This is a genomic window from Trichocoleus sp. AS-A1, assembly GCF_039962015.1.
Lineage (GTDB): Bacteria > Cyanobacteriota > Cyanobacteriia > Cyanobacteriales > FACHB-T130 > FACHB-T130.
This window is the reverse complement of the sequence record NZ_JAMPKG010000020.1, coordinates 25,015-41,354: the sequence shown is the minus strand read 5'-3', so window position 1 is coordinate 41,354 and position 16,340 is coordinate 25,015. Positions and strand designations below refer to the sequence as shown.

Sequence of the window (16,340 nt, the reverse complement as noted above, 5' to 3'; positions counted from 1 at the left end):
TCCTACTTTCCCCTGAAAAAAAAGGCATGAACAGCACTTTAATCAACTCAACCCCCCCGGATTTCGATCGGTTAGATGTTTCCGCGTCTGTACCCGCTATTAAAGTGCTTGTGTTTAGCATTGGTAGCTTAAACTTGGGTTTGCGGATTGAGTCTATCTACAAAGTGCTGAATTCTACCCAAATTTTTGGCAGCGGACTGAATGGAGTCGGTATTGCTCATGTAGGCGATCGCGAAGTGACCGTTTTGGCTCTACAGCAGCGGTTATTTTCATCCAACTCAACCCACGAAACCCTTCAGGGAGCCTATCTGATCGTTCTTCAAAATACCGAAAGAGAGTTGTATGGTATCCCCGTTGAAACCGTTCCCGCTTTGATAGATGTACCCTTATCCACGATTCGAGTCTTACCCGAATCCTTTCGTCACGCTAATACCCTAGGGATAGCCAGTCACGTTGCTGTCATTTCTCAACCAGAAACTTCTCTAACCTTATTTCTGTTAGATATTGATACAACAACAAAACTTTCTGGGGGCAATTTCGCTCTGCCACCTGCTACGGACGAGGAGACACGGCAGCATCAATAATACTCGGTTGGAATAGGTAGGAGTTAGCGATCGCATCCTCATCTCCTGAAGCGCGATCGATCTCATTAATTGATATCGACTCAAAACAAAATCCCCCAGTACCCTAAAACAGAGGGGTGCTGGGGGATCAAAATAATGAAATTGTCGATTAGCGGATTGGCGGACAGGGAACGGGTGGAAAACCTCCCGCCTCAATCACGAAGTCATCGAAATCCTCATCTTTTCCTGGTTGGGGTAGCCCTGTATCATCCCAGGCGATGCGAACACCAGTAATTTCTTCGTTCGTGCCCCCATCCAATCTGCCATTAAACGCAGCTGCTAGGTTGGTGGTGGATCTGACACTGCGGCGAGTTTGACCTGTAGGGCTAACAGATTCCAGGTAGAAAGCATACCGGGTATTCGCTTTAAAAGTATATTCGCTGAGTCGATTTTCTACAGCTCCCCCATCAACTGTCCCCAGAAAATCGATTGCCGTGCCAATATTATTTTGACCGGGCGAGGAAGGCTGAGGCTGTTCGCTTCCGAAGCCGTCATAGGGTTTGACTTCCTGAAACAGCACGGTCTCTTCACCCGTATCTAAATTGACAACGCCAAGCGTTGATCGATAAGCTCCGTGGGACTCTTTGAATTCAAATTCAATCGTCGTATCCACCGGGAACTGGACAGCTTCATTGCCAAACAAATCTTCAGCGTGAACGGGCGTTGCCACGCCCATAAACCCAGCCGCGATCGCTCCCAGTAGCCACTTGAACCCGGCGGTTCTACCGTTTTTACGCTTCATCTGCCTCATCGTATTCTTGCTCCTGCTCACACTAGAATGACTCTGCAACTGACAACCGAACCGCTACCAAGTCCGCAAACCGGAGTTGGCTCTGGAAATGTCTTTTTGCTGCAAAGTCGTTCTCAAGTTTTCGACTTCTGTCCTTAACTCCTCTAGACGCTGACACGCCTGGGGAACAGGGGGTGGTGTTTGAGGCTGTCGAGTAAACCGGCGGGTACCAGGAGTTTGTTCCGTCAGAGCAGCCCCGCAGGCTTGAAAGGCTGTTTCTGACTCTTGGTTAAGCCGGGTAATATTTGCCGTTAGTTCCGGATCTAACTTGTCATCAGTATCAAAAATGGGTGCCGTATTGTTCCAGATATTCGTTCCCGTGATATCAGAATAACTACGGTCGGCTCTCGCAGGCGCAGCCATACCCAGCGCCACAATTGATAAGCCAACAACCCAACCCAGAGATTTTATGGTGTGCATTTGGGGTACTCCTCCTTAAAACTTCAATGCTGTCCCAACACCTAATACAAATCGAGAGCCATCACCCGCACCCGCAACGTCGCGCAAGGCTGGAGTAATCACAAAAGGAAAGTTTTTGAAGGGAGCGATGGAAAGACCCAATGCTAAGTCCTGTCCTGTCCATTCCGCAATCAAACTAACAGGTCGAACAACACGAACTGCCAAATTTCCAAATACATTGATATTGTTTTCACCCGCATCAACCGCACCGTTGGAACGGAACTGTCCATCGCCGACACCAACCGTAAAAGCAACGCGGCTGAAAGCATCATTGAGAGATTCTCGCGTTCGGAATATTTTGGTAACAACTCCATATTTGGACTGTTCAAAGTCGTTGTGACCAATATTTAAAAAACCATTCCAGCCTAATGCTGCTGATACATCTCCCCCAAATCGACGATGCAGCTTGCCATTAAAACCACCTTCGCCGAAGCTGTCATTTGTCGCTAAAGCGTAGGATAGTTCTACCCCGACGGCTTTATCAGCATTGCCTAAGCCGATGCCGATTCCCGCAGCCCCCACAGAACCACTATCTTCTCGCACGTTGGGTTGATAGGTGCCGCTGATAAAGGCGGTGTTTCTATCGGCACCATAGCCAACTGGGATATAAATGCTCAGGGCGGGCGAAGCTTCAAATTCCTCGATGGGTGCTGGCAACGCTAGCGGCGCAACAGGTTCCGGACCCGGACAGCGTTCTGTAGCCGGTGTGCTTACTTCTTGAGCAACTTGATAAGTTGCATTATCTAAGGATTTAACGTTCTTGATTCTTTGCGAGGCACAGGTATTTCTGGCTTTCGGTTCCGTTGCCATTGACTGGCTGGTTTGTACCGTTGACGAGTTAGCGATCGCCTCATCTGGACGGAGTGCCTCAGCCTTGGATGTAAATACACCTCCACTGGGTATCGTTCGTTCATTTACAGCCGCTTCGTTAACAGTTTCCCCGTTTCGGAAGGAAGCTAAGTCAGAAGCTTTCCTCCCGGATTCCTCAGATGCAGACTGGTTAATATCAGAAGCTGTTGATAACTGGGAGAGGAGGTTATTTGAGGGAAGCGCCGCAGTTTCAGGGATTTCTGGCAAATCAGTTTGGGGGGCAGCTGTCAATGCCGGAAGTTGCCTTGCAGCGAATCCTGGGGCATTCTGAGAAGGCAACGGAAATTCCTGCCTGGATGCCAATTGTGGTTCTGGTTGGATTTCTGGTGCAGCGATCGCTGTCATACTTCTAGGAGTCACCATCGGGGTGGCAACACTCCCCTCATCGGTCACGGCTGCCTGGGGAGAACCTTCGGAACTCGGACTTTCACTTGCTTGGGCTGTCATCCCTCCAGCCACAAAAGCAGCTAAAGTACAAACAGCAACATGAGGAAAACGCATAAATTAGCCCTACTAAACTCACACCGCTCCAATTGAGAAGTCGGTCTTCCCAAATCGTTGAATAGATACTTATACAGAGTTGGGCGCGTGTATCCGCAGTGATAATCGCGCAAATTTTGCCTCGATTTGAGTAAAAATCATCGCTTCAAATCCCGATCGCCGCTTCCTCTCCCTTCAGCGCGATCGCGTTAGAGAAGCGAGGCGTTAGCCGCACGCTGAGTTCTCAGTTCGCTCCCCTATCCTTCACCGGATAAACTAGCTGTGTCGATATCTATATTTACGGCATGATTGTTTTTGTTGCCCTGCTAGCTTTCTACGTTGCCTGGAATCTGGGCGCAAACGACGTTGCTAACTCGATGGGAACGTCGGTGGGATCGAAGGCTGTCACCCTACGGCAGGCATTGGTGATTGCCGGAGTGTTGGAATTTACAGGTGCCGTGCTGTTTGGTCGTTCCGTATCGGAGACGCTGGCAACCGGGGTTGTCAATCCAGAACTGTTCGCTGCCGTACCTCAGATGCTACTGATTGGCATGGTTTCGGTATTGATAGCCTGTGGCGTCTGGCTGCAAATTGCCACCAGTCTGGGCTTGCCAGTCGCATCATCTCATGCGGTAGTCGGCGCGATCGCCGGTTTTAGCTGGGTGGCGGCGGGTGTCGGTGCCATTGATTGGTCATTAATTGGTCTAATCAGCTTCGCCTGGGTGATAACGCCGATCATCAGTGGCACGATTGCCGCGTTATTCTACAGCGTTGTCAAGCGTTGGATTCTCGATCAACCCAACCCACTTTTTCAACTGCGCGAATGGATCCCCTGGTTGAGCGTGACGTTGCTGGGCGTCTTTGGGGTGATTGTTCTACCCTCTGTGAGTCAACCCATCGATACCTGGCTGACAAATCGTTTCGGCATCAACCTTCCTGCCCACGATATCCCTCTCTTGATTGGCGCGATCGCATCAGTTGCCCTTACCCGGTTCATCTGGCGACAATTAGCCCGCGAGGAAGCAGAGCAGCTTGTAGACACAAGGGTTATCGCGGGAGCCAATGAGACGGACAACCGCGAAATCCCAAACTCCCCATCTAAAATTCTCAATCCTATTGAGCGTCAGCTAGCACGGTTTCAGCTATTAAGTGCCTGCTTCGTCGCCTTTGCCCACGGTTCCAATGATGTTGGCAACGCGATCGCTCCCTTAGCGGCGATCGTTTATATCAATCGCACAGGTTCCGTTCCTATCACTGGCTTTAGCATTCCCCTCTGGATTCTAGTATTGGGCGGTGCCGGTATCGTTGCCGGTCTTGCCGTCTGGGGCAAAAAAGTCATTGCGACAATTGGAGAAGGCATTATTGCCCTCCAGCCGAGCGGTGGCTTCTGCGCCGAACTCGCAACCGCTACGACCATCTTGCTTGCTTCCCGGCTCGGCTTGCCCGTCTCCACCTCCCACGCCCTTGTCGGTGCTGTGGTTGGCATTGGTGCAGTCAAAGACTGGAAATCCATCCGGTTCCAAACGCTGCAATCGATTGGACTCGCTTGGCTAATTACCCTTCCCATTAGTGCGGGTTTGGGGGCAATTATCTTTCTAGTTATCCGTCAGATAGGGGGACAATTCGGAATTTTCCACTTGATGGATTCAATTTAAAACTTTACATCCCCTCTCCGGTTGCCCGATTGGGATACACTCTTTCTGGAAGGAGTTTCTAGGCGGCGGCTGCTACCCTGTTGGGGAAAATGCGTCCGCGTCCAAAAACTCGATCCTAAATGCCAGCGATCAATTGGCTTTCAGGCAGGGAGACACGGCGCTGTTTCATCCGCGTATTGCAAAGCTCAAACCTCTGCTTTTAAACGTGGCGCGAACTTTCTTCCCCCTTTTATTGGGGCTTTAGGGATCAAAATATTAGACTTCTTGCAAAAGTTGTCTGAACCCTCCAAAAGTCTCTCGCTCGCGGGAAGAAGAAACTCCCTCTTTGTTCTTCAATATGTCGAGGGAGGATAGTGTCTAAGTAGTTTTTCTTGCAGGCACTGCAAGATTCAACAGTCTAGAAAAAAATTAAATTCACCAGAAAAATCTCTTAAAAATCACCAGAATTTTGGAGTAATCTGTCAGGATTGATGACAAAAAATCAAACACTTTCCTTCATCAGAGAAACAACACCTAGTTGAGCAAAATCACATCCATCAGAAAGTGTATCTGCCAAAATATCAGAAATACTAACAAGACTTAAGTAAACTAAGTTAAAACTACACTTCGTTATAGCCAATCGTACCGAGGTTATACGCTAATGGGGCAACTGGACAATCTACCGGAAAATCACAACACCGGAAATGCTACGGCAACAGAGGCTCTTTTGAGGGCGATGACGCAGGAACTTGAGAACCTGAAGCAAAATCTCATCGTCCAGTTGAATCAAGACGTTGAGCGACTCCAGGCTGAGAAATCCCGGTTGGTCGATGAGATCAATCATCTACAAGCTCAGCGTCAGCAATTACCCTCGTCCCAAAGCTCTCTGCCTCAAGAACAAATTGATCAGGATCAGCAGCAATATTTAGTTGGGCAACTCACCCAAGCGATCGCAGAACACCTGCAAGATCTGCTGATGCAACGGCTGTCCCAGCAACCAGGTAGCTCCTATCACCCGCTGGGTGGCACTAGCAGCGCCAATTTGCCGCCCTCGGCAAATGACTACAACGACAGTGCCTACCGAATCCTCTCTTCCTTGGATACAACCCTAAGAACGACTTTTAAAACACTGCAACAAGACATCAGCAGCTATCAAAGTTCGTTCTCCCAGCAGCTGTCACGGATGCACGGCTTGGAGCAACAAGGAGAAGCAATTTTAGAAACTCTCGTCAATCGCCTGCACGAACAACTGCAAGCAGAAAGCGATGCGCTGCCATTAGTACCATCAGAGTCAGAGGTGGGAGGGCAAGCTTATAGCGATCGCAAACAGCCTCCAGAAGCGAATGCGATTCCGTTCTCGGTTCCGGCTGCCCCGCTACCACCGCCACGCCAACCTAAACCAAGCTCCCAAGGTCAGTTAGGGTTATTGTTGATTTTAATTTCTACCGTGGCGCTGTCGGTTCATAACGTGGTTGTCCAAATCATTGGCAGAGAAAGTCAAATTTTTAACTTGTTTTCCTTGGGAGGATTCATCAAGCTAGGTTTGGGCAACTCGCTGTTAATTTTGTGGTTCCGGATGATGGTGGTGCTGCCTTTAATGGCTTTACTTGCCATCGTTCTCTATCCCAACGTGTGGAGGGATATTAAGAAGTTTTTATTAGATCCAGACCGGCGCGGACTTTTAACGGTAGTCGGGAGTGGATTCTTCCTGTTTTTGTCGCAAGTCCTGATTTATATCGCCATCCCCCAAATTGGCCCAGGGGTTGCAGTGACAATTCTGTTTATGTATCCAATTATTACAGTCCCGCTGGCGTGGCTGTTTTTTGGCGATCGCCCCACCTTCCTGCGCGTTGGAGTGATGTGTACGATTTCCTTGGGTGTTATCCTCGCAGCTTGGCCTAAAATCTTCCCGGCGGTTAATAGTGGGGTGGCAAGCATTTCTGGGGTGGGAGTTGGCACCGCCGCCGCCTCAGGAATCGCCTTTGCCTTCTACCTGATTTTTATGCAGCTTGGCTTTCAAAAGCTTCACCCCGTCCCCGTCAGCTTGGTTCAGTTTACAACCATCTTTGTCCTGGCTAGCATCAGTCTGATGTTGCCATTACCAGAAAATTTGGCTGTTCAGGTCATCCCGGATAAGCGCCTGGGTTTGATTATCGGCGGCGTTGTCTTGGGGATATTAACTCTAGCGGGCTATTTGTTAAATAACTTTGGCGTTCGCTTCTTGGGTGCCGCACGAGCCTCGATTATCGCTTCTAGTGGCCCTGTGTTAACAGCAGTTTTGGCATTTTTGATTATTCCGAGCGCTCAGAATGCTTTACAGCCGATATCAATTTTCGGCATCGTACTGGTGACGCTGGGAGTGTTTGCCCTAAGTTTTGAGCGGCTGCTGGTTCAAAACAAGGCGCAACCCGCAAAATAAACGATGCTGTTGGTTAATTGATTCGTCTTAGGGTGGGCAATGCTCACCCTTTTTTTATTGTTTTTTATTAGGCACTTCTAATTTATTCAAAAGGCGCGATCGCGTCTTTCTCTCTAGTCAAATTTGAATCCGATCGCTCTTACCCCACCAACGTCAACACTCCTGCTGCAAAATCAAATACCAATCGCTTTTTCTGCTGGGGATTCACGCGCTGATACTGAAGCGCTCCCCAAAAATAAATATCGCCCCAGAGGATACTTCTAGGGCGATAAGCCTCTCAGCAATGCTGAGTTTTGATTTTCAACGGAGAGGGTGGGATTCGAACCCACGTTAAGTTGCCCTAAACAGCATTTCCAGTGCTGCGCCTTCAACCACTCGGCCACCTCTCCAGAGGTTTATTTATTTTGAAATGTGCAACTCAAAGCTGCGATTTTTAATAATACACTAAAACTATGACGAATTACCACACCATTCGGATACGCAATCGCCAAACCGGCACTCACCATGACCTTCAGGTGCCAGAAGATCGCTATATCCTATCTAGCGTCGAGCATCAGAGCGTCGAGTTGCCTTTTTCCTGTCGCAATGGCGCTTGTACCACCTGTGCCGTGCGCGTCCTCTCAGGGGAAATCCATCAGCCAGAAGCAATGGGGCTTTCTCCGCAACTGCGCGACAAAGGCTATGCTCTACTCTGCGTAAGTTATCCCCGCTCCGACTTGGAAGTAGAAACTCAGGATGAGGATGAAGTTTACGAACTCCAGTTCGGTCGCTATTTTGGCAAGGGCAAAGTCCGTTTCGGTTTACCGCTGGATGAAGAATAACCAAAGGCGATCGCGAAAAACAAAAAGGCAAAAGAATTTTCTCTTTTGCCTTTTGGCTTTTGGCTTTTGGTTTTTCTTGGTTGGTTGCCAAGCGAAAGAAGTTCCGACAGGCGTCACCGTGAAGGTGGAGCGGGTTGTCACCGGACAAACCCTGGAAGTGCTGGATACCAGCAAGCAATCCGCTTTGGTAGAGCGAGTGCGACTGCTGGGAATCGAGGCACCCGACATGAAACAGCAGCCTTGGGGATCGGCGGCTCAAGAGCGGCTCAAGCAGTTGATTGCCGGACAATCCGTTTTGTTAGAGTCGGATGGGTCAAGCAAAGACCAGTTTGAGCGCCGATTAGCTTATGTGTGGAAAGATGGGGTATTGCTGAACGAGCAGATGGTGGTAGAAGGGTATGTGTTTGTACCGCGATCGCTCAACAACAAATATGACCAACGGCTCACCACCGCTCAAGAATATGCTCGAATTATGGGCAAAGGCATTTGGAACCCAGAAAAACCCATGCGCTGGACTCCAGCAGAGTTTCGGCGTCAAAATCGCTAACGGCTTATTGCGAATGGCTAATTATTCATTGTTCAATGCCATTAGCTATTAGCCACAAATATGACACACCATACCCCTGACCAACTGCAAATTTTTCTAGATATTGCCACCGAGGCGGCGCTAGCTGCTGGTGCCGTCTTGCAAAGCTACTGGGGCAAATTAGAAGCCGTTGAAGAAAAAGGACGTCCAGGCGACCTCGTAACTGAAGCAGATAAAGCCGCCGAAGCCACCATTCTTTCAGTCATCAATCGTCATTTTCCCCACCATCAAATCCTGGCAGAAGAATCAGGGCAACTGGGAGATACAAAAAGCGAATACCTCTGGGCAATCGATCCCCTAGATGGCACCACAAATTATGCTCATCAGTATCCCTTTTTCTCCGCCTCAATCGGGTTACTAATTGACGGAGTTCCCCAAGTCGGTGTCGTTTACGATCCATTTCATCAGGAGTTGTATCGCGCTGCCAAAGGCTTAGGAGCCACTTGCAACCGGAGGAGCATCCGAGTTTCCAAAACAGCCGAGTTGAGCAAAAGCTTGCTTGTCACCGGCTTTGCTTACGATCGACGCGAAACCGCAGACAATAACTACGCTGAATTTTGTCACCTTACCCATCTCACTCAGGGTGTCAGGCGCAGCGGTTCCGCATCCATCGATCTCGTGTATGTTGCCTGCGGACGCCTGGATGGTTACTGGGAAAGGGGTTTACAGCCTTGGGATCTGGCAGCCGGAGTGGTAATCGTGGAGGAAGCTGGGGGCAAAGTCAGCGCCTATGATGGGAGTCCTTTAGCAATTCATTCCGGTCGGATTTTGGCAACAAATGGTTATCTACACCCACAGCTCAGTCAAGAACTTTTGCAAATTCCACCTCTAAGTAGATGGCAATAAGCAGATGGCAAAGTGCTAAAAATCAGGATTCTCTGTAAGCAAGGTCACACATAGCTTTCGCAAGGGCAGTATATTAGAAAGAATACTCGGCTCTGACGGTGGGAAAGCGGGCTATGTCATTTCGGATCGACCGTGGACTGTTCAAGTTTGATTTCACAGACCACCACGCAATTTTAGGGGTGCCAGTAGATGCAGGCGTCAATGACATCCGCAAACGGTATCTCAAAATTGCCCGGAGATTGCATCCGGATAGTTGCAAGGCTGAAAACGAAGCAGAAAAACAGCGTGCCAGCCAGATGTTGTCAAAATTGGTAAATCCTGCCTACGAGCAACTGTCTCAGGATCGCACGCGGGCAGAATACGTGGTTATGGTCGGGCGAATGGGTAAGCGCTTGGCTGGGGAAGGGGCGAACGCTCAACCCCAAGGTGAAACCGCGAAACAGTTAGCTCAGGCGGGGGGCGATTTAGAGCATTCCTACAAAACGGCACTGCAAAAGCTAGCACAAACGCAATATGAATCTTTGAGCCAAGTCCTAGAAGTGACGGCTCAAATCAGCGAACTGAATATGGTTTATCTGAGGCGGAAGGGGGGTTCTGGGGTAGCAACCCCGATGATGTCAGATAAACGTCCTGTCACGGGGGCTGCTGGCGGAAATGCATCGCCGCCCCCAGCGCCGCCCCCACCGCCACCAACACCAACACCATCATCAGTGGCGGAACCCTATTTCCGTCGTGCTGATGAGTTGATAACGAAGAACCAGTTTGCGAAGGCGGAGATAGAGTTGCGGGAAGCCCTGAAAATGGAGCCGAACAATAGCCGTTGCCATAGCTTATTGGGGATGGTTTATTTAAAGCAAACTCCGCCTAAGGTGACAATGGCGAAGGTACATATCACCCAAGCTTTGAAATTAAACCCTCAAGATCCGATTGGGATAGAGGGCAAACAGGCACTAGACAAGCTGGCACAAAAAGTTGCGGGTGGCAAGACAACGACGCCGCCTAAGCCAGGGCAGGGCAAGCCAGGGCAGGGCAAGCCGGAGGATAAGTCTGGAGGCGGTTTATTTGGTATGTTTGGTAAGAAGAAATAAGAAAGCGATTTCTTCGATTAGCAACTCGGCTATTAGATGTTTGGAAGTTCTCGGTGAGAGCTAGAGTCAAACCGTCAACTCGCTAATCGTGAATACTTCGCTTGAAAATCGCTTGTCAACTAACAAAAAACAACGACTGAATGGTTTATCAACCCCCGGCAGGCGCGAGGGATTTGCTGCCTCTCGATGTCGCTCAAAAAAGCTGGATTGAAGATCGGTTGCAGCAGGTGTATCACCGCTGGGGCTATCACCGGATTATCACCTCCACTCTAGAGCGGTTGGATACTTTGATGGCAGGCGGAGCAATCCAGCGCTCCACAGTGATTCAAATCCAGGATGCTGAGGAGGGGACGCTGGGACTGCGCCCAGAACTGACGGCTTCGATCGCCCGTGCATCTGTGACGCGGATGGCTGGTGTTACTTATCCGCAACGCCTCTACTACAACGCAAATGTATTCCGCCGTTCGCAGGGCAGTAATTACGGACGTCAGCAGGAATTTTACCAGGCAGGGGTAGAGCTGTTGGGTGCGGGAGGTGTCTTGGCAGATGCAGAGGTGCTGTTATTGCTGGGAGACTGTCTGAAGTGTCTGGGGTTAAGCCAGTGGCAGGTAATTTTGGGAGAAGCGGGGTTAACGCGATCGCTTTTTTCCCCGTTTCCAGTTCATCTGCAAGAAAAAGTGCGACGGGCGATCGCGCATCTCGATCGAATCGCACTGGAAACTCTGCCCCTTTCCCCCGAATTGCGAGAACGAGCTTTATTTCTATTTGAGCTGCGGGGACATCCTGCTGATGTGCTGCAACAAGTTTCCACCCTAGATTTAGCAGAATCTGAGCGGCAAACAGTCAATACTCTGAAATCCCTGATCGATCTTCTCAATGAAGGCTGTTCCCATCAGCAAAGCTTCCCCGTAACTCTGGATCTCAGCTTGATCCAAACCTTTAACTATTACACCGGCATTGTGTTTGAAGTCGTTAGCGATACAGACACTCAAGCACGGGTTTTAGCCCAGGGTGGACGCTATGACCAACTGCTGGGACTCTATCATCCCCAGGGGCAAACTTACCCCAGTATTGGCTTTGCGCTGAATATTGAAGACTTATATCAAGTCTTGCTCTCGAAGGCTGGGATGCCCCGCGAAACGCCCGCGAGTGATTGGTTAGTCGTTCCTTCATCTCCCCAAGCCTATCTGGCAGCGTTTGCCTACGCCCAAACCCTGAGAGATTCTATTCATCTAGTACGGGTGGAAATGGATTTAGGGGAGCGATCGCCTGAAGATGTGCGAGAATATGCCCGTAGCCGTCACATCCGTCGCATTGCCTGGGTGGAAGCTGAGGGTGCTACTAAAATTGAGACGCTGAGTTAGATTTTTTAACGCAAAGGTACGCGCAGAGGTACGCAAAGGGGAGGCGATTTTTCTTGCAAAATTTCACCTTTATTTGCATACTTTTGCATTTAAAAAGTCTCGTTTCAGCTATCAGCTTTCAAAAGACTTTGGTAGGCTATAGAAGCAGCCGTCTGCCAATCCCAAGAGAGAGAACACTGTGCCGCATACGATTGTTACTAATACCTGCGAAGGCGTCGCTGATTGTGTCGATGCCTGCCCTGTTGCCTGTATTCACGAAGGACCTGGCAAAAACACGAAGGGGACTGACTGGTACTGGATTGATTTTTCCACTTGCATTGACTGCGGCATCTGCCTGCAAGTCTGCCCTGTGGAAGGAGCAATTGTCCCCGAAGAACGCCCCGATTTGCAAAAGACGCCTTAATTGTTGAGAATTCAGGGTTCATGATTGATGCAGAAATTGCAATAAATCATGAACCATAAATAATAAATATTAAATAATAAATTAGAAATAATGACGAATGAACCTTTATTAGAAGTTGAAGATGTTTGGGCGGGATATGTCAAAGATTTAGATATCCTTCAAGGGGTTAATTTCAAGATATATCCGGGTGAATTAGTTGCCGTAATTGGCCCTAATGGTGCCGGGAAATCAACATTAGCAAAGACTATCTTTGGACTTTTAAGCCCTCATAAAGGCAAAATTACTTTCAAAGGCGAAAATATTGCTGGCTTAAAGTCGGATCAAATTGTTCGGCGGGGAATGTGCTACGTGCCCCAAATCTCGAATGTGTTCCCATCGCTGACGGTGGAAGAAAATCTGGAGATGGGCGCGTTTATTCGCAATGTCCCTTTGCAACCGCTCAAAGATCATATCTTTGCCACCTTTCCGGTTCTGGCTCAACGGCGGCATCAGCGGGCTGGAACTCTTTCTGGGGGAGAACGGCAGATGCTGGCGATGGGAAAAGCTTTGATGTTGGAACCTACTCTGTTGCTGCTGGATGAACCTTCGGCGGCGCTGTCTCCCTTATTGGTCAATAACGTTTTTGAGCAGATTCAAGCGATTAATCAAACGGGCAAAGCAATTGTCCTGGTGGAACAAAATGCCCGGAAAGCTTTAGGCATGGCACACCGGGGTTATGTGCTAGATACAGGACGAGATCGCTTCACAGGTCCCGGCTCCGAACTCTTGAACGATCCGAAGGTAGGAGAACTGTATCTGGGCGCAGGTAAAGCTCACTGACGCATTGAGCGATCGCTGCTAAAAATTAAAGAAATTGGCACTATACAAATATTGTTCGCTTTGGTACTATATTTTTTATAATTGGAATCTATGCGCCCATATATATTGCTGAAATTTAGAACAATACAATTAACTTCTGGAATTTTACAGCAACCCTCCGGAAATTAAAAATATTTTTGATTGAATTCCCGATAAAATTTGTCGTTTCAATCTCAACGAATTGATAGACAAGGCAGCAGCGAGAAGAGAGAAGATTTTCTTCAAAATTCCTATAGAAGCAAGGCTGTTGTGAAAGAAAAGCAGATAGTCAGACAATCAAAACGAGAGACATCTGTGGCATACAATAGTTCCACGTCTCGCGCAGGATGATTTGGCATCTTGGCAGTATTAAAACTCCACCCTCACCATTTGCAAGCCATCCGCACCCATGCCGAAAGCACCTATCCCGAAGAGTGCTGCGGCTTACTGCTGGGTAAACTGGCGGAAGATGGCAAAACCGTAGTGGAAGTTATGCCAACCGAGAACAGCTGGAATGCAGAAGCAGTGGAAGCATTTCAAGAGATTGAAGGTTCCGCCAAACTGGGTTCAGATAAGCGAGACAGATACGCGATCGCTCCCGAAGATATGCTGAAAGCACAAAAGCAGGGACGCGATGCTTCGCCCAGCCCACTAGATATCATTGGGATTTACCACTCCCATCCCGACCATCCAGCAATTCCTTCGGAATTCGATCGGGCGTGTGCCTGGTCAGTGTACTCGTATATTATTGTCTCTGTTCAACAAGGTAAAGCTGGCGCTCTCCGCAACTGGAGTCTCGACGACGCCCACCAGTTCCAGCCTGAAGAAATGATAATTGTTGAAACAACCTAAATTACAAACTTAATTTTAAAAACGATTAAGACCCAAGGATACAAAGACTATTGTATTTTTGGTAGGCTGTTAACTCTGTCTGCCCTCACTAAAAGGCCATGCTCAATCCCAATCTGGATGAAATCCAGCTTTCCAAAGAAGAATACGAACGCTACTCTCGCCACCTAATCCTGCCCAAAGTTGGACTGGAAGGGCAAAAACGCCTCAAAGCCGCCAGTGTCCTGTGTGTTGGTACAGGTGGACTGGGTTCGCCCCTGTTGCTGTATCTCGCAGCTGCTGGTATCGGACGCATCGGCATCGTCGATTTTGATGTCGTTGATAGTTCCAACTTACAACGGCAAGTCATTCACGGCACCTCTTGGGTAGGGAAACCCAAAATTGAATCGGCAAAAAACCGGATTTTAGAAATCAATCCTGATTGCCAAGTTGATTTGTACGAAACCCGCCTGAGTTCAGAGAACGCCCTGCAAATCCTTGAACCCTACGATGTTGTCGTAGATGGCACCGATAACTTCCCCACACGTTATCTCGTTAATGATGCTTGCGTGCTGTTAAACAAGCCCAACGTCTACGCCTCCATCCTCTTTTTTGAAGGTCAAGCAACGGTATTTAACTACGAAGGGGGTCCCAATTACCGCGACCTCTATCCGGAACCGCCACCACCCGGATTAGTTCCTTCTTGTGCTGAAGGAGGCGTTCTCGGCGTTCTGTGCGGCGTGATTGGCACCATCCAGGCAACTGAAGCGATCAAAATCATCTTAGGTCAGGGGAATACCCTGAGTGGGCGGTTGTTGCTGTATGACGCCTTGCAAATGAAGTTCCGGGAACTGAAACTGCGTCCGAACCCGGAAAGACCAGTCATTGACAAATTAATTGATTACGAAGAATTCTGCGGTATTCCACAAGCAAAAGCGGAAGAGGCAAAACAGCAGATGGAAATGTCAGAAATGACGGTTCGGGAATTGAAGGAATTGCTCGATAGCGGTGCAAATGATTTTGTCCTGCTTGATGTTCGCAATCCTAACGAGTACGAAATTGCTAAAATTCCGGGTTCCGTTTTGGTTCCGTTACCAGATATTGAAAATGGTGCGGGTGTCGCCCAAGTGAAGGAATTGCTCAACGGTCATCGCTTGATTGCCCACTGTAAGATGGGTGGACGTTCGGCGAAGGCGCTGGGTATTTTGAAACAAGCTGGAATAGAAGGCACCAACGTCAAAGGCGGAATTACCGCTTGGAGTCGAGAAATTGACCCTTCGGTGCCTGAATACTAAAAAGGTTACAGCTTTGAATTTAGTAACCTTTAATAGAGGCGTTCTGTGAGAACGTCTCTATTTTTCTAGATTTGATTCTAGATTTGATTCTAGATTTTAACTTGCTAACTTCTTGGGTGCAGATGTGGGGTTTGATTGTTATTCGCTTTTGGAGTGCGATAGCAAAGCGCCGACCTGTCGGTTCGCTTCCCCAATCGCATTTTTAGTTGCAGCCGATAACATTAGACTGAGTGCAAAGGTGCAAACTGCTACCAATGTCCAAGTAGGATAGCTTGTGACCTACTTATGTAGAACTATCATGCAAAACAAAAGTAGCGAACGAGCCTTGTCTCGTTCCCGACGATTATCCACGACTGGGCTAGCCTTTACCGCAGGATTATTTGCGATCGCTGTTGAGACCGTTCCTGCCACCGCCACCCATTTCAGCCCCTTTCAATACTGCGCTGCCGAATTAAGGGCGGTTGGTATCTCTACAGAACTCTCTGCCTCTAGCTGTTCGGATGCCCTCAAACCGACAGATTTATCCGCTTGCGTGTTTAATATTAACCGAGAAACTCAGATTGCCTCACAAGATGCTCTGGCTGCCTGTCTCCGGGTGCGACGTCCCATCGAGTTAGGCAGGTGCGTGATTAATATTTCCCAAGATACCAAAAACCCGCCATTGCTTGAGGTCCTCGAATCCTGTCGTCGTAGCCTCCTACCCATCCGCTTTGCTGAATGCGTTGTTGGCTTGAATCGTCAGTTAGAGATTTCTGCCACTAAAGCGCTGGATACCTGCATTTCCGCAGATAATTTGCCCCGCAACTTATCTCCCACCTTTGCGCCACCGCCACCCGCAAAGCCGACGCCTGACTTTACGCCGCCACAGGCACCTCTTCCTCAGTTGTCACCTTTGCCCAATTTGGAAGCAGAACCCGTTGTTCCGGCTGCGCCGGTTAATCCTTAAATGGTAATCGGTAATGGGTAATCGGTAGTGGGTAATGAGTAAAAGGTAAAA

The 16,340-nt window shown here is 48.9% G+C and carries 16 protein-coding genes and 1 tRNA gene; 13 read left to right on the top strand and 4 right to left on the bottom strand.

The window, feature by feature from the left end; genetic code table 11:
- Positions 1 to 26: 26 nt before the first annotated feature.
- Positions 27 to 584: a chemotaxis protein CheW gene (locus tag NC994_RS16445; RefSeq protein WP_190437494.1), complete on the top strand. Its 558-nt coding sequence runs from the start codon at positions 27 to 29 to the stop codon at positions 582 to 584.
- A 148-nt stretch (positions 585 to 732) separates the two neighbouring features.
- Here NC994_RS16445 and NC994_RS16440 read toward each other — a convergent pair whose 3' ends face one another.
- From NC994_RS16440 to NC994_RS16430, 3 genes are all read right to left on the bottom strand, one after another.
- Positions 733 to 1,365, bottom strand: a complete 633-nt coding sequence (locus tag NC994_RS16440) for a hypothetical protein (RefSeq protein WP_242032559.1) — start codon at positions 1,363 to 1,365, stop codon at positions 733 to 735.
- A gap of 63 nt (positions 1,366 to 1,428) precedes the next feature.
- Positions 1,429 to 1,833 carry a hypothetical protein gene (locus tag NC994_RS16435; RefSeq protein ID WP_190437486.1) on the bottom strand — a complete coding sequence of 135 codons (405 nt, stop codon included), beginning with the start codon at positions 1,831 to 1,833 and terminating at the stop codon, positions 1,429 to 1,431.
- Between the two features lie 15 nt (positions 1,834 to 1,848).
- Positions 1,849 to 3,243 carry a hypothetical protein gene (locus NC994_RS16430; protein ID WP_190437484.1) on the bottom strand — a complete coding sequence of 465 codons (1,395 nt, stop codon included), beginning with the start codon at positions 3,241 to 3,243 and terminating at the stop codon, positions 1,849 to 1,851.
- Between the two features lie 284 nt (positions 3,244 to 3,527).
- On the opposite strand from NC994_RS16430, the gene NC994_RS16425 reads away from it, so the two are divergent.
- Positions 3,528 to 4,877: an inorganic phosphate transporter gene (locus tag NC994_RS16425; RefSeq protein WP_190437481.1), complete on the top strand. Its 1,350-nt coding sequence runs from the start codon at positions 3,528 to 3,530 to the stop codon at positions 4,875 to 4,877.
- Positions 4,878 to 5,517: 640 nt separating this feature from the next.
- On the top strand, positions 5,518 to 7,275 hold the full coding sequence (locus NC994_RS16420; protein WP_190427481.1) for an EamA family transporter: 1,758 nt from the start codon (positions 5,518 to 5,520) through the stop codon (positions 7,273 to 7,275).
- Positions 7,276 to 7,579: 304 nt separating this feature from the next.
- Here NC994_RS16420 and NC994_RS16415 read toward each other — a convergent pair.
- Positions 7,580 to 7,664 (bottom strand) — tRNA-Ser (locus tag NC994_RS16415).
- Between the two features lie 63 nt (positions 7,665 to 7,727).
- Here NC994_RS16415 and NC994_RS16410 point away from each other — a divergent pair.
- The 10 genes from NC994_RS16410 (at position 7,728) to NC994_RS16365 (ending at position 16,289) form a co-directional block, all read left to right on the top strand.
- Positions 7,728 to 8,096: a 2Fe-2S iron-sulfur cluster-binding protein gene (locus NC994_RS16410; RefSeq protein ID WP_190414758.1), complete on the top strand. Its 369-nt coding sequence runs from the start codon at positions 7,728 to 7,730 to the stop codon at positions 8,094 to 8,096.
- Between the two features lie 52 nt (positions 8,097 to 8,148).
- Entirely contained in the window at positions 8,149 to 8,643 is a 495-nt protein-coding gene (locus NC994_RS16405; protein ID WP_242030333.1) for a thermonuclease family protein, read from the top strand.
- Between the two features lie 60 nt (positions 8,644 to 8,703).
- Positions 8,704 to 9,528, top strand: a complete 825-nt coding sequence (locus tag NC994_RS16400) for an inositol monophosphatase family protein (protein WP_190437479.1) — start codon at positions 8,704 to 8,706, stop codon at positions 9,526 to 9,528.
- A gap of 113 nt (positions 9,529 to 9,641) precedes the next feature.
- Positions 9,642 to 10,616 (top strand): J domain-containing protein, encoded by a 975-nt coding sequence (locus NC994_RS16395; RefSeq protein WP_190437476.1) that lies wholly within the window; start codon positions 9,642 to 9,644, stop codon positions 10,614 to 10,616.
- Between the two features lie 140 nt (positions 10,617 to 10,756).
- On the top strand, positions 10,757 to 11,980 hold the full coding sequence (locus tag NC994_RS16390) for an ATP phosphoribosyltransferase regulatory subunit (protein WP_190427493.1): 1,224 nt from the start codon (positions 10,757 to 10,759) through the stop codon (positions 11,978 to 11,980).
- A gap of 178 nt (positions 11,981 to 12,158) precedes the next feature.
- Positions 12,159 to 12,383 carry a 4Fe-4S dicluster domain-containing protein gene (locus tag NC994_RS16385; protein ID WP_190414753.1) on the top strand — a complete coding sequence of 75 codons (225 nt, stop codon included), beginning with the start codon at positions 12,159 to 12,161 and terminating at the stop codon, positions 12,381 to 12,383.
- Between the two features lie 90 nt (positions 12,384 to 12,473).
- Positions 12,474 to 13,202, top strand: coding sequence for an ABC transporter ATP-binding protein (locus NC994_RS16380; protein ID WP_190427495.1), 729 nt, complete (start codon positions 12,474 to 12,476; stop codon positions 13,200 to 13,202).
- A gap of 378 nt (positions 13,203 to 13,580) precedes the next feature.
- A complete protein-coding gene (locus tag NC994_RS16375; protein WP_190427498.1) occupies positions 13,581 to 14,072 on the top strand; it encodes a M67 family metallopeptidase in 492 nt (163 codons plus the stop codon).
- Positions 14,073 to 14,170: 98 nt separating this feature from the next.
- Complete coding sequence (moeB, locus tag NC994_RS16370; protein ID WP_190414751.1) at positions 14,171 to 15,343, top strand: molybdopterin-synthase adenylyltransferase MoeB; 1,173 nt, start codon at positions 14,171 to 14,173, stop codon at positions 15,341 to 15,343.
- A gap of 298 nt (positions 15,344 to 15,641) precedes the next feature.
- The gene (locus tag NC994_RS16365) at positions 15,642 to 16,289 is read left to right on the top strand and encodes a hypothetical protein (RefSeq protein ID WP_190427502.1); all 648 of its coding nucleotides are present in this window, start codon (positions 15,642 to 15,644) and stop codon (positions 16,287 to 16,289) included.
- The last annotated feature ends 51 nt before the right edge of the window (positions 16,290 to 16,340 follow it).